Genomic DNA, 12,406 nt, shown 5'->3' on the forward strand with positions numbered 1-12,406 from the left:
ATGGCACGTAAAACTAATACACGTAAACGTCGTGTGAAAAAGAATATTGAACAAGGTGTTGCACACATTCGTTCTACTTTTAATAACACAATTGTAACTATTACTGATGCTCATGGGAATGCACTTTCTTGGTCTAGTGCCGGAGCTTTAGGTTTCAGAGGTTCACGTAAATCTACACCTTTCGCAGCTCAAATGGCAGCAGAAACTGCAGCGAAAACATCTATGGAACACGGAATGAAATCTCTTGAAGTAACAGTTAAAGGACCAGGTGCAGGTCGTGAAGCGGCTATTCGTGCGCTACAAGCTGCTGGTCTTGAAGTTACTGCAATTCGTGACGTAACTCCAGTTCCACATAATGGATGTCGCCCACCAAAACGCCGCCGTGTTTAATTTTTCTGTATAGAATTTGTATCCTTGTCTATAATGGGATATGATGGGAATGTTTTAATACTTATACAGAATCATTATTCCAGTTGTTGTGCACAAAACGGGAACGTATACATGGGGGAATTTCGGTTAGAATGCTAGCCGGGGTTTCGACGTTTTGAAGGAGGGTATATTTTCATGATCGAAATAGAAAAACCAAAAATCGAAACGGTTGAGATCAGCGATGATGCCAAGTACGGGAAGTTCGTCGTAGAGCCGCTTGAGCGTGGGTATGGTACTACATTGGGTAACTCCTTACGTCGTATCCTTTTATCCTCACTCCCAGGTGCCGCAGTCACATCGATTCAAATTGATGGGGTACTTCATGAGTTCTCAACAATTGAAGGCGTCGTAGAAGATGTAACATCTATCATTTTAAACATTAAAAAACTTGCACTGAAGATTTACTCTGATGAAGAAAAGACTCTTGAAATTGATGTACAAGGTGAAGGCATTGTTAAAGCTGCTGACATTACCCATGATAGTGATGTAGAAATTCTGAATACAGATCTTCACATTGCGACTTTGGGAACAAATGGTCATTTACGCATGCGTTTAACAGCCAAAAGAGGACGTGGATATACGCCAGCTGTTCAGAACAAAAGGGAAGATCAGCCAATTGGTGTTATACCTATCGATTCTATCTTTACTCCAGTTTCTCGTGTTTCCTATCAGGTAGAGAATACTCGTGTAGGCCAAATGACTAACTATGATAAGTTAACATTCGATGTTTGGACTGACGGTAGTACAGGTCCACAAGATGCTGTTGCACTTGGTGCGAAAGTCTTAACTGAGCATTTGAATATCTTTGTTGGATTGACAGACGAAGCTCAAAATGCTGAAATCATGGTTGAAAAAGAAGAAGATCAAAAAGAAAAAGTACTTGAGATGACAATTGAAGAACTTGATCTTTCAGTTCGTTCATATAACTGTTTAAAGCGTGCTGGTATTAATACTGTTCAGGAATTAGCTAATAAGACTGAAGAGGATATGATGAAAGTTCGTAACTTAGGCAGAAAGTCTCTTGAGGAAGTTAAACACAAACTAGAAGAGCTTGGATTAGGCCTGCGTAAAGACGACTGATTAGTTTATTAAAACTAATGGCAATCTTACTATGTAAGCTTAAAAGCTTAATGAATGACTTCAACAAAGGAGGGAAACTTTCATGGGATACAGAAAGTTAGGACGTACTAGCTCTCAACGTAAAGCTATGCTACGTGACTTAGCAACAGATTTAATCATCAATGAGCGTATTGAAACAACTGAAGCTCGTGCAAAAGAACTACGTTCAGTTGTTGAAAAAATGATCACTCTTGGAAAGCGTGGCGATTTGCATGCTCGTCGTCAAGCAGCTGCATTCGTACGTAATGAGGTAGCAAACGCTGAAACTAAGCAAGATGCGGTTCAAAAATTATTCAGCGATATCGCTTCTCGTTATGAAGAGCGCCAAGGTGGATACACTCGTATTATGAAACTTGGACCTCGTCGCGGTGACGGTGCACCAATGGTAATTATCGAGTTAGTATAATTATTTTTTCGAAAAAAGATAGAAGGGCAGGACAGTTTGTTCTTTGCCCTTTTTCTGTAATAGAGCGATCCTCTATAGGTAGTTAAATTAGACCTAGCCAAAACGAGCGTTACGATGAGCGTGTCTATTTACGACAAGTAAAATCAAAAGCAACAAATCGTTGTGAATACACCAACGGTTCCTTCACATGTCTCGTCTAGCTCTTGCACCTTTACCGATTGTATTTTTGTTTTAGCGCAGCAGGGTGAACCTGTTTTTCGGTGAGGTGCAGGCTTTTTAAATAGAAATCTGTTGTATGGGCTTGAATAGGGAGGCAGTATTGGCATTTTATAAGCGCGAATAACAGATAATTTTACTGGAAAAGTTGCCTTTTCTTCTTTGTAAAAGGGTATTAATCTACCCATACATTTGTTATCGACCATTAATATCTGCTGTCATTGCTATTGAAGCTCGCCAAAAATGGCGGGTTTTTTTATTTGTGAAATTTATTTTAATTGGCTGCAAGAACAGTTTAGAATAGAGAGAAGAGCGAGTTGAGAGGAGGAGCAATAATGAGTAAGAAGCAGCTGGTTCAGTTAGACAATGTTTCATTTCAATATGCGATGGATACAGGTTTCGCACTTAGGAATGTTTCATTTGACATATATGAAGGTGAGTGGCTGGCAATTGTAGGACATAATGGTTCTGGGAAATCCACGCTTGCTAAGCTATTAAATGGACTGCAATTTCCTCAAGAAGGTTCTATTACGGTAAATGGGGTTCCCCTTACTGAAGGAACAGTATGGGAAACGAGAAAACAGGTTGGAATGGTTTTTCAAAATCCTGATAATCAGTTCGTTGGAACGACTGTTCAGGATGATGTGGCTTTTGGTTTAGAAAATAACGGAATTGCTCGAGAAGAAATGCTGGAAAGAGTCAGCTATTCTTTGGAAAAGGTGAAGATGGCACAATTTCTTGATCAAGAGCCGCACCATCTATCCGGTGGACAGAAACAAAGAGTGGCCATTGCAGGGGTCATTGCCCTTAGACCTTCGATTATTATATTGGACGAGGCGACGTCAATGCTTGATCCAAGGGGCAGGGAAGAAGTCTTGGAGACGGTAAGAGAGTTAAAGGAAAGTCACAATATGACAGTTATTTCAATTACACATGATTTAGAAGAGGCTGTAAGAGCTGATCGCATACTTGTGATGAATAAGGGAGAGCTTTATCGCGAAGGAAATCCTGAGGAGATATTCCAAATGGATGAAGAACTTGTACAGCTAGGCCTGGATATTCCGTTTCCGGTTAAGATGAGCAAGCTTTTGAAGGAACAAGGAGTCTCTTTATCCAGACATTATTTATCAGAAGAAGAGTTGGTGGCAGAGTTATGGACATCTCATTACAAGAAGTAGAATATCGATATCAAGCGAAGACTCCCTTTGAACGCCTAGCCATTAAAGATGTATCGATTGATATTCCCTCAGGAACCTTTTTGGCGATTATTGGTCACACTGGATCTGGTAAATCTACTGTATTACAGCATTTGAATGCCCTGTTAAAGCCAACCGCTGGCAAAGTAGTTATTGGGGATACTGAAGTGACAGCAGATAGAAAACTGAAGAACCTTAAGGAAGTACGGCAAAAGGTGGGAATCGTTTTTCAGTTTCCAGAACACCAATTGTTTGAAGAAACAGTAGAGAAGGATATTTGCTTCGGGCCGATGAACTTTGGCGTTTCTGAGCAAGAAGCACAGAGAAGAGCAAGGGTAGCGATCAAGCAAGTAGGCCTTCCGGAAGAGATATTGAGCAAGTCACCTTTCGATCTATCCGGAGGTCAAATGCGCAGAGTAGCCATTGCGGGGGTACTAGCCATGGGTCCGGATGTAATTGTTTTGGACGAGCCGACAGCAGGGCTTGATCCTCGCGGGAGGAAGGAAATAATGGAGATGTTCCATTCTCTTCATTTGGAAAGAAACCTTTCTACCGTGTTGGTTACGCATAGTATGGAGGATGCTTCTAAGTACGCGGACCAAATTGTGATTATGCAAAATGGAGAAGTGTTCAAGAAAGGGACGCCGGAAGAAATTTTTTCATCGCCTGAAGAATTAATGCATCTTGGTCTTGATGTTCCAGAAGTTGTCCGTTTCCAGAATAGGATCGAAGAAATGTTTCAAACGAAATTTTCGAAAACATGCTTAACAATAGAAATGCTGACAGAAGAAGTTTCTGCTTTAATGAAGGATGGTGAGCAGAGATGATGGAGAAAATGATTTTTGGCCGTTATGTCCCTGCCCATTCCTTGATTCACCGAATGGACCCGCGATCCAAACTGTTGATTATCTTTTTATTTGTTTGCATTGTTTTTATCGCTAATAATAGTTTGACTTACGGCTTATTAGCTCTTTACACGCTGATGATGATTTCACTGTCTAAGGTGCCTATTCAGTTTATTATATCGGGATTGAAGCCTGTTCTATGGCTTGTCCTCTTTACCTTGATTTTGCACCTGTTTTTAACAAAAGAGGGAGAGCTCTTATTTCAGGCTGGCTGGTTTACTATCTATGAAGAAGGGTTAAGACAAGGGATCTTTATTTCTTTACGTTTTTTCCTTCTTATATTGATGACATCGATTCTTACGTTAACAACGACGCCTATTGAAATAACCGATGGGCTGGAAAGCTTGCTGAATCCTTTAAATAAGGTGAAATTCCCTGTTCATGAGCTTGCCCTTATGATGTCTATCTCACTTAGGTTTATTCCAACGCTTATGCAAGAGACGGATAAGATTATGAAGGCGCAAACGGCAAGAGGGGTGGAATTCTCGAGCGGCCCAATTAAAGAGAGGGTAAAGGCAATCATCCCACTTTTGATTCCTCTTTTTGTGAATTCCTTTAAAAGGGCAGAGGAGCTTGCTACAGCAATGGAGGCAAGGGGCTATAGAGGAGGAGAAGGCAGGACGAAGTATAGGCAGCTTAGCTGGGGATTTACTGATACGTCCATGCTTCTATTCCTTGGACTGTTAACCACTTTATTAGTACTATTTCGAACGTAATGGAGCATATGTGATGCAAAGATATAAATGTATTGTCTCTTATGATGGCACCCAGTTTGCAGGTTATCAAGTACAGCCTAATAAGCGTACGGTCCAAAGTGAACTGGAGAATGCCCTAAGAAAACTTCATAAAGGCTTAGATGTAAAAGTCTTTGCCTCAGGAAGAACCGATGCTGGTGTCCATGCAAGGGGGCAGGTTATTCATTTTGACTCGCCCCTTAGGATTCCAATAGCTAAATGGGAGATTGCATTAAACTCCTTATTGCCAAATGACCTTGCGATTGTTGGTGTAGAAGCGGCTGACGCGGGCTTTCATGCGCGTTTTGATGCCAAAGGGAAGGAATATCGCTACTTTATGTACCGATCTTCTCGAAGGGACCCATTTAAACGTCATTACGCCTACCAGTATTCGCACCCATTAAATATTCCGGCGATTAAGGATGCTTTACCTTTCCTTGTAGGAGAACATGACTTTACAAGCTTCTGTTCTGCAAAGTCAGAAGTAGAGGATAAGGTTCGGAAGGTTAGTGAGATCGAGCTGCTTGAAGAAGAGGATATGCTGATTTTTCGTTTCACAGGGAATGGATTCTTATATAATATGGTTCGGATTTTAGTAGGTACCTTGATCGGTGTTGGTTCAGGGGATATTTCTTCACAAGCCATTCCGGAAATTCTTGAAAGAAAAGATCGGACATATGCAGGGAAGACAGCTCCAGCACATGGTTTATATTTATGGGAAGTTCATTACTGAAATTGGTATGAAATGCTGAAGAATCACGAGGTAGCGTTGTATTTGAAAATAAAATAGTAAAACAACTAAACCTGGTGTAACATTTTATTGACAATTGCAGTTCGAAAGTGTATCATAGCAAAGGTATTGTTATTAAAACCACGATAAGCCCCGGAACTTATTGTGTTGAAGATAAATGAAACCAATTGAATGAATTATGGAATTTTTAGGAGGGAAAATTGATGCGTACAACGTTTATGGCGAATGCAAATAATATCGAACGTAAATGGTACGTAGTTGATGCAGAAGGCAAAACTTTAGGTCGTCTTGCTAGTGAAGTTGCATCAATTCTACGTGGTAAACATAAACCAACTTTTACACCACATGTTGATACTGGTGATCATGTAATTATTCTTAATGCTTCAAAAATCCACTTAACAGGTAAAAAGCTTACTGACAAGATTTACTACCGTCACAGCATGCACCCAGGTGGTTTAAAAACTAGAACTGCTAATGAAATGCGTACAAACTACCCTGAGAGAATGTTAGAGCTTGCAATTAAAGGCATGCTTCCAAAGAACTCTCTTGGTCGTCAAATGTTCAAGAAATTACACGTATATGCTGGCGCTGAGCATAAGCACCAAGCACAACAACCTGAAGTTTACGAACTTCGTGGATAATTTATAGAGGAGGTTATTAACTTGGCACAGGTTCAATATATTGGTACTGGTCGTCGTAAGAGCTCCGTTGCACGTGTTCGTTTAGTTCCAGGCGACGGTAAAATTATTATCAATGGTCGTGAAATCGAAGAGTATATCCCATTTGCAGCTTTACGTGCTGTGGTAAACCAACCACTAGTAGCTACTGAAACGACAGGAAGCTATGATATTCATGTAAATGTTAACGGTGGTGGATACACTGGTCAAGCTGGCGCAATTCGCCACGGTATCGCTCGTGCGTTACTTCAAGTTGACCCAGAGTACCGTCCAACTTTAAAATCTGCAGGATTATTAACTCGTGACGCTCGTATGAAAGAACGTAAAAAATACGGTCTTAAAGGCGCTCGTCGTGCACCTCAGTTCTCAAAACGTTAATATATTCTATCAAAAAGCTTCAGCCAATTTGGCTGGAGCTTTTTTTGATAAAAAATTGGCAAATGAAAGCTTGCTGCTTTTTGTATTTCTCTCCTATTGTCGATAAAGACTATCTACAAGGAGTGAGAAGGAATGAATGTAATTACAACCTTTGCAGAAAAGAAAAGAGAAAAGCAAATTAAATATGAAAAGTCCATTTTGAAGGAAATTTCTATAAAGGCATTAAAGGAAAAAGTTCAACATCATTTCGGCTCTTCGAGATTTGCCTCAGGATTAATGATGAATGCAGGAATTGAAGAAGCTTGTTATGATGTGGCTATTGAAGCTTATTTATTAGGTGCGAATTTTAGCAGGTTTGGTGTATACGGTGAGACTCATGAAGATGTTAAGCGCCGCTGTCATTATGAGATTCAGCACTTTTCAGATACGTTGTACAACTTCCTCTTGTATTGGGGGCATGGCGAAGAGGGAATTATGAGTGAATCACTCTATTACTTATGTGAGGGATATGTAAACAGCTGGTGGATAGAGGGATTCCAAAAAGGCCAAAGAAGACATAAGCTTCGCCTTCACTAATTTCGCTTTTTGCTTTTGTATTTCCTAGTTCTATCGTTTGATCTTGTCCCATATATTAAATGGAGGACGTGTGGGAGGTTGACAGGGAATATGAAAAAAATAAAAGCTGCGGCATTCGCCATTGGACTTATCGTCCTGTTCTTAATTCTACAATATGATTTTTCAGAAGAGGATTCTTGGGAATCATGGCATTTACCGTTAACAGGAAAGATTATTTTACTTGATCCTGGTCATGGAGGACCTGACGGCGGTGCGGGTGATGAGCTTGCACTTGAGAAAGAGATTGCTCTTGATGTGACATTGAAGGTTAGAGAATATCTTCAAGAACAGGGAGCTCTTGTGATAATGACGAGGGAAGATGATCGTGATTTGGCTCCGGATGGCACAAGGGGATATAGCAGAAGAAAAGTGGAGGATTTAAAAAAGCGTCTTGAATTGATAAATACATCAGGGGCTGAGTTTTTTACTAGTATCCACTTAAATGCAATTCCTTCTTCCCGATGGAGCGGCGCACAGACCTTTTATGCATCTCATAATGATGAAAATGCAAGAGCGGCAAAGTTTATTCAAGAAGAACTAAGAAGAAATTTGGAAAACACTGAACGAAAAGCAAAGAAACTAAATAGTGTTTATATCCTAAAAAACGCAGAAATTCCTGGTTCCTTAGTTGAAATTGGATTTTTATCCAATCCAGCTGAACGGGAAAATCTGAAAAAGGAGCAATACCAGAATAAAGTAGCAGCTTCAATCTATATGGGGATTCTCAGGTATTTTTCAGATGAAAAAGAGCTGGAGGAAGAGGAATAAAGATGCTGAATAAGGCATCTTTTTTTGTATACAAACGACTAATTAAGAAGAAAGTGAAAGAGAGTTGGGAGTATTAGTCTTAATTAGATAAGGTGTGATAGAATTAACTGTAGTGCAATAACAATATGTTATACTTTAATGGAAACGAATTCATAAAGGCAGGTGCTAGTATGTTAACGGAACAAAATATAAGAGAAGTTTTAAGTGGAGTTAAAGAACCATTTATACATAAAACACTAGGTGAACTTGGTGCCATTGATGAAGTGAAGATTAAGGAAGAAAAGAATCATGTAAGTGTTAAGATTCTTATTGCAAAAACAGGTACATCTGAACAGCTTCAGTTACAAACGCAAATTGTAAATTTGATAAAAGAAGCAGGTGCAGCAACAGTAGGAATACGATTTAGTGAGTTGCCGGATTCGGTATTATCTCAATACCGTCAAGCAGTTAAAGAAGAAGATAAAGGATTGCTTTCTCCAGGAAGCAAGACAACATTTATTGCTATTGCGAGTGGAAAGGGTGGAGTAGGTAAGTCCACTGTTTCAGTTAACCTTGCTGTTTCTTTGGCGCGACTAGGTAAGAAAGTCGGCTTGATAGATGCAGATATTTACGGATTTAGTGTGCCTGATATGATGGGCATTACGACACGTCCTGTAGTAAGAGGAGAAAGAATTATTCCGGTTGATCGTTTTGGTGTAAAAGTCATTTCGATGGGATTCTTTGTTGAGGACAATTCACCGATCATTTGGAGAGGCCCGATGCTTGGCAAAATGCTGAACAGCTTTTTCAATGAAGTCGAGTGGGGAGATATCGATTATTTATTATTAGATCTTCCACCTGGAACTGGTGATGTGGCATTAGATGTTCATACAATGCTTCCAACATGTAAAGAAATTGTTGTCACTACTCCTCATCCAACAGCTGCTTTTGTTGCTGCGCGGGCTGGAGCTATGGCATTAAAAACAGACCATGAAATATTAGGTGTTATCGAAAATATGGCCTACTTCGAAAGTAAACTTACTGGTGAGAAAGAATTTGTTTTCGGTCAGGGAGGCGGACAGAAGCTGGCTGATGAGCTTAGAACAGATGTATTAGGCCAATTGCCTCTTCAGCAACCAGACTGGGATGAGAAGGAATTTGCTCCATCTGTGTACCAAGCGGATCATAGACTGGGTAAAATTTATTCAGAAATCGCTCAGAAGGTCGTTCATACTTTGGAAGGATAATAACAATAAAACCTCTTCTCGCTTGAGAAGAGGTTTTATTGTTATTGAATGTATAATTAAGAGCCGCTGCCTTCTCCGCTTGTTTCCCCTCCTTGCTTTTCGTCGCCTTGATCTCCTGTGGCTGGTTCCTCTTCTTTTTCTCCCCCGCCTTTTTCGCTGCCTTTTACTTCAGAGGCAGCCTTAAGAAGAATATCTTGAATTTTGGCCTTGAAGAGCGGGCTTTCGAATGTTTCTGTGACAACCGTTTGTAAATGCTCACGGTATTCCTTGCTTTTTAATACAGTTGTCATTTCCTTTTCTAATTCTGGGTCCTTCAAGACTTCAATCATCATTCCGCGGTACTCAGGATCCTTCATGAGATCTTTTAAAAGCTTTTCATTTTCCTTTTTCATACTCTTGGCGATGCTTTCTGCAAACTTTGGATCCTCAAATGATTTCTTCCAAAATTCTGTGCCTTTATCAGAAGTTAAAGTCTTTTCAATGGTCTCTGAGACGACGGTTTGATCCATCACAAGTTTTTCCTTCATTTTGTCATCTTCCATTAATTCTTGGATAGCCTTTTTTCCATCGTCTGTTTTAAGAATATCCACAACCATTTTCTTTGTTTGTTCATAGTCCATATTGCTGCTGCCAGACTCACTTTGGCCACAGCCTGTGAGCATAATGAATATCAAAAAAGGAAAGAGAACACGGGATATTTTTAACATATTAAAGCTCCTTTCAGAGGTGTCCTTCATTTTAGAATGAAGAAAAAGAGCAAATATTATTCGCTCGAAATGCTTTACCTAGATTTTTCATTGCATGGTTGGTACAATCAAAAGGTGATCTGAATAAATGCTTTGGAGGAAAAATAATTGACTAGCCGAAATTTGGTAAAGTTGTTTATGTCAACACTGTTAGTTGGAGGATTAACTACTGGGGTTGTCGGTTTTATTGTTCGTTGGAAGGAATTTGAATCTATTTTTACTTCATTTGATTTTCTTGAAATATTATCGGTATTATTTTGGTTAATTGGAGTAGGATTTATTTTCAGTGTTTTAAGCCAGGCAGGTTTTTTTGCTTATTTAACTGTCCATCGTTTCGGGCTTGGAATATTTAAATCACGAACTTTATGGAATGCTGTTCAAGTTATTCTTGTTTTGTTTGTTTTATTTGACTTGGTTTATCTCCGCTATAATGCATTTGCTAATGACGGAGACAGTATATGGCCTTATATTGGTATCGCAGTTTTTATTCTAGTTGTGGGCGTTGTGGTTGCTGCAATTAAAGCAAAGATGACAAATAAAGAGGCATTTATCCCCGCTGTTTTTTTCATGGTTGTTGTCACTACGATTGAGTGGGTACCTGTTTTACGAGTGAATGAAGTAAGTTGGGTTTATCTGATGATCTTTCCGTTATTAATATGTAACGCATATCAGTTGCTTATTCTTCAAAAACTAAATCAAGACTCTCAAGCACAAAGAAATAAAGCTACTACAAAGAAGCCGGCCAAATAATGGCCGGCTTTTTACTTAATTTCATTTGTTTTAGTTTCGGCATCAGCCATTAATTCTGAAACGGATACTAGCTTAAGGTTTTTGCTGTGTATGTCTTTTAAAATTTGCGGCAATGCTTTTGCTGTTTGTTTCGCTGAGTCGGAAGCATGGAATAGCAAAATATCACCTTTGGTTGCATGTGAGGCATTTTTGATAATGCTTTCTACGCCAGGATTTGTCCAGTCTTTTGAATCAACACTCCAATGGACAACCGTATAGCCAAGCCCTTCTGCTACTTTTAAGGTTTTTTTATCAAAGTGTCCAGTGGGTGCACGAAGAAGTTTGATGTTTTTCACATTTAAGGTTTTAAAAGCCACTTGCGCCTTGGCTATGTCCTGCCTGATTTTTTGTTCTTCAAGCTCTGTGTAATCTTCGTAGTTATAGCCAAGCATACCAATTTCATATCCTTCTTTAACTATTCGTGCAACAAGATCCGGGTGGCGTTCTGCCCAAGAACCCGCTAGAAAGAAAGTAGCGGATTTTACATTGCCTGCTTTCAGAATATCAAGAATAGGCTCAGCCTTTTCATCTCCCCATCCAATATTAAAGGTTAAGGCTAAATCTTTTTCTCCTTTGTATATTGCTTTAGGACCATCTTTTGCCGAAAATGCGGGCAGATGAACAAGATTGCCAATATACAGGAACCAGGCAGCAACGAAAGCTGTAGTCACAACTAAAGCAAGCTGTTTCAAAACTTTTCCGTTAAATACATAAAAAGAATTCATCGTATCTCTTCACCTCGTCCTAATCACTCCTTGTCTCAATCTTATGCAGTAATTTTTTATAAATGAACAAAAAATCAAATTCATAAAAAAACTAAAATGGAAAATACTACAAAAACTATACTAAAATGAAGGGGTTTTAGGATGTTAGGAATATTAATTAATCAAAAGGAACAGAAGGAAATGCAATATCTTATAAAAAGAGAAATGGATGAAATTTTATTTGATTTAAAGGATAATCGTATAGATCATATTGTTAAAAGAGCGATGGAAGAAAGGTATAAGATTCTATTTACATTATTCAAGCGGGTTGCTGCGCCTAATGAATGCATGAAATACATGTTGAATAAACAGAGAAGGGAACGTAAGGGGTAAAAAAGCTAAAAAAAGTTTGTTAAAGTTGTTGACTTAATTTTAGATAGCTGTTATATTAATAAACGTCGCTGATGACGTAAGTTAAAAACAACTTAAAAAAAGTTGTTGACGTCGAAAGTGATTGATGATATATTAATAAAGTCGTCGTGAACGACAAAAACATTTAAAAATTTTTGCTCTTTGAAAACTGAACGAACAAAAACGTCAACGTTTTAAATTTTTATTTTTGAGCTAATCAACTCTTTATTGGAGAGTTTGATCCTGGCTCAGGACGAACGCTGGCGGCGTGCCTAATACATGCAAGTCGAGCGAATCTGAGGGAGCTTGCTCCCGAAGATTAGCGGCGGACGGGTG

General features: G+C 39.2%; 16 protein-coding genes and 1 rRNA gene. 15 read left to right on the forward strand and 2 right to left on the reverse strand.

Annotation, left to right across the window (positions count from 1 at the left end; genetic code table 11):
* The 12 genes from rpsK (at position 1) to ACFYKT_RS20310 (ending at position 9,420) form a co-directional block, all read left to right on the forward strand.
* Positions 1-390: a 30S ribosomal protein S11 gene (rpsK, locus tag ACFYKT_RS20255; RefSeq protein ID WP_389223317.1), complete on the forward strand. Its 390-nt coding sequence runs from the start codon at positions 1-3 to the stop codon at positions 388-390.
* A gap of 174 nt (positions 391-564) precedes the next feature.
* Positions 565-1,509 (forward strand): DNA-directed RNA polymerase subunit alpha, encoded by a 945-nt coding sequence (locus ACFYKT_RS20260; RefSeq protein WP_389223320.1) that lies wholly within the window; start codon positions 565-567, stop codon positions 1,507-1,509.
* Positions 1,510-1,591: 82 nt separating this feature from the next.
* Positions 1,592-1,954 (forward strand): 50S ribosomal protein L17, encoded by a 363-nt coding sequence (gene rplQ, locus ACFYKT_RS20265; RefSeq protein WP_053478241.1) that lies wholly within the window; start codon positions 1,592-1,594, stop codon positions 1,952-1,954.
* Positions 1,955-2,505: 551 nt separating this feature from the next.
* Positions 2,506-3,348, forward strand: a complete 843-nt coding sequence (locus tag ACFYKT_RS20270; protein ID WP_389223323.1) for an energy-coupling factor ABC transporter ATP-binding protein — start codon at positions 2,506-2,508, stop codon at positions 3,346-3,348.
* Positions 3,324-4,193, forward strand: a complete 870-nt coding sequence (locus ACFYKT_RS20275; RefSeq protein WP_389223326.1) for an energy-coupling factor ABC transporter ATP-binding protein — start codon at positions 3,324-3,326, stop codon at positions 4,191-4,193. The genes ACFYKT_RS20270 and ACFYKT_RS20275 overlap by 25 nt, the downstream gene beginning before the upstream one ends.
* Positions 4,190-4,987, forward strand: coding sequence for an energy-coupling factor transporter transmembrane component T family protein (locus ACFYKT_RS20280; RefSeq protein WP_389223329.1), 798 nt, complete (start codon positions 4,190-4,192; stop codon positions 4,985-4,987). Before ACFYKT_RS20275 ends, ACFYKT_RS20280 begins: the two co-directional genes overlap by 4 nt.
* 13 nt (positions 4,988-5,000) lie before the next feature.
* Positions 5,001-5,738 carry a tRNA pseudouridine(38-40) synthase TruA gene (truA, locus tag ACFYKT_RS20285; protein ID WP_389223332.1) on the forward strand — a complete coding sequence of 246 codons (738 nt, stop codon included), beginning with the start codon at positions 5,001-5,003 and terminating at the stop codon, positions 5,736-5,738.
* 221 nt (positions 5,739-5,959) lie between these two features.
* Positions 5,960-6,397, forward strand: a complete 438-nt coding sequence (gene rplM / locus ACFYKT_RS20290) for a 50S ribosomal protein L13 (RefSeq protein WP_389223335.1) — start codon at positions 5,960-5,962, stop codon at positions 6,395-6,397.
* A gap of 21 nt (positions 6,398-6,418) precedes the next feature.
* Complete coding sequence (gene rpsI, locus ACFYKT_RS20295; RefSeq protein WP_389223338.1) at positions 6,419-6,811, forward strand: 30S ribosomal protein S9; 393 nt, start codon at positions 6,419-6,421, stop codon at positions 6,809-6,811.
* A 132-nt stretch (positions 6,812-6,943) separates the two neighbouring features.
* Positions 6,944-7,387 (forward strand): YbaK family protein, encoded by a 444-nt coding sequence (locus ACFYKT_RS20300; protein ID WP_389223341.1) that lies wholly within the window; start codon positions 6,944-6,946, stop codon positions 7,385-7,387.
* Between the two features lie 90 nt (positions 7,388-7,477).
* Positions 7,478-8,194 carry an N-acetylmuramoyl-L-alanine amidase CwlD gene (gene cwlD / locus ACFYKT_RS20305; RefSeq protein WP_389223344.1) on the forward strand — a complete coding sequence of 239 codons (717 nt, stop codon included), beginning with the start codon at positions 7,478-7,480 and terminating at the stop codon, positions 8,192-8,194.
* 170 nt (positions 8,195-8,364) lie between these two features.
* Positions 8,365-9,420, forward strand: coding sequence for an Mrp/NBP35 family ATP-binding protein (locus ACFYKT_RS20310; RefSeq protein WP_389223347.1), 1,056 nt, complete (start codon positions 8,365-8,367; stop codon positions 9,418-9,420).
* Positions 9,421-9,476: 56 nt separating this feature from the next.
* On the opposite strand, the gene gerD is transcribed toward ACFYKT_RS20310, so the two are convergent.
* Positions 9,477-10,127: a spore germination lipoprotein GerD gene (gene gerD / locus ACFYKT_RS20315; protein ID WP_389223350.1), complete on the reverse strand. Its 651-nt coding sequence runs from the start codon at positions 10,125-10,127 to the stop codon at positions 9,477-9,479.
* 147 nt (positions 10,128-10,274) lie between these two features.
* Between gerD and ACFYKT_RS20320 the strand changes: the two genes are divergently transcribed.
* Positions 10,275-10,916: a KinB-signaling pathway activation protein gene (locus ACFYKT_RS20320; RefSeq protein WP_389223353.1), complete on the forward strand. Its 642-nt coding sequence runs from the start codon at positions 10,275-10,277 to the stop codon at positions 10,914-10,916.
* An 11-nt stretch (positions 10,917-10,927) separates the two neighbouring features.
* Here the strand turns inward: ACFYKT_RS20320 and pdaB are convergent, their stop codons facing one another.
* Positions 10,928-11,680, reverse strand: coding sequence for a polysaccharide deacetylase family sporulation protein PdaB (gene pdaB / locus ACFYKT_RS20325; RefSeq protein ID WP_389223356.1), 753 nt, complete (start codon positions 11,678-11,680; stop codon positions 10,928-10,930).
* A gap of 141 nt (positions 11,681-11,821) precedes the next feature.
* Here pdaB and ACFYKT_RS20330 point away from each other — a divergent pair, with 141 nt between their 5' ends.
* Positions 11,822-12,052: a hypothetical protein gene (locus ACFYKT_RS20330; RefSeq protein WP_389223358.1), complete on the forward strand. Its 231-nt coding sequence runs from the start codon at positions 11,822-11,824 to the stop codon at positions 12,050-12,052.
* Between the two features lie 243 nt (positions 12,053-12,295).
* Positions 12,296-12,406: ribosomal RNA gene (locus ACFYKT_RS20335) — 16S ribosomal RNA — on the forward strand; the annotation flags it as partial.

The sequence above is a fragment of the Cytobacillus mangrovibacter genome (assembly GCF_042865275.1).
Taxonomy (GTDB): Bacteria; Bacillota; Bacilli; order Bacillales; family Cytobacillaceae; genus Cytobacillus; species Cytobacillus mangrovibacter.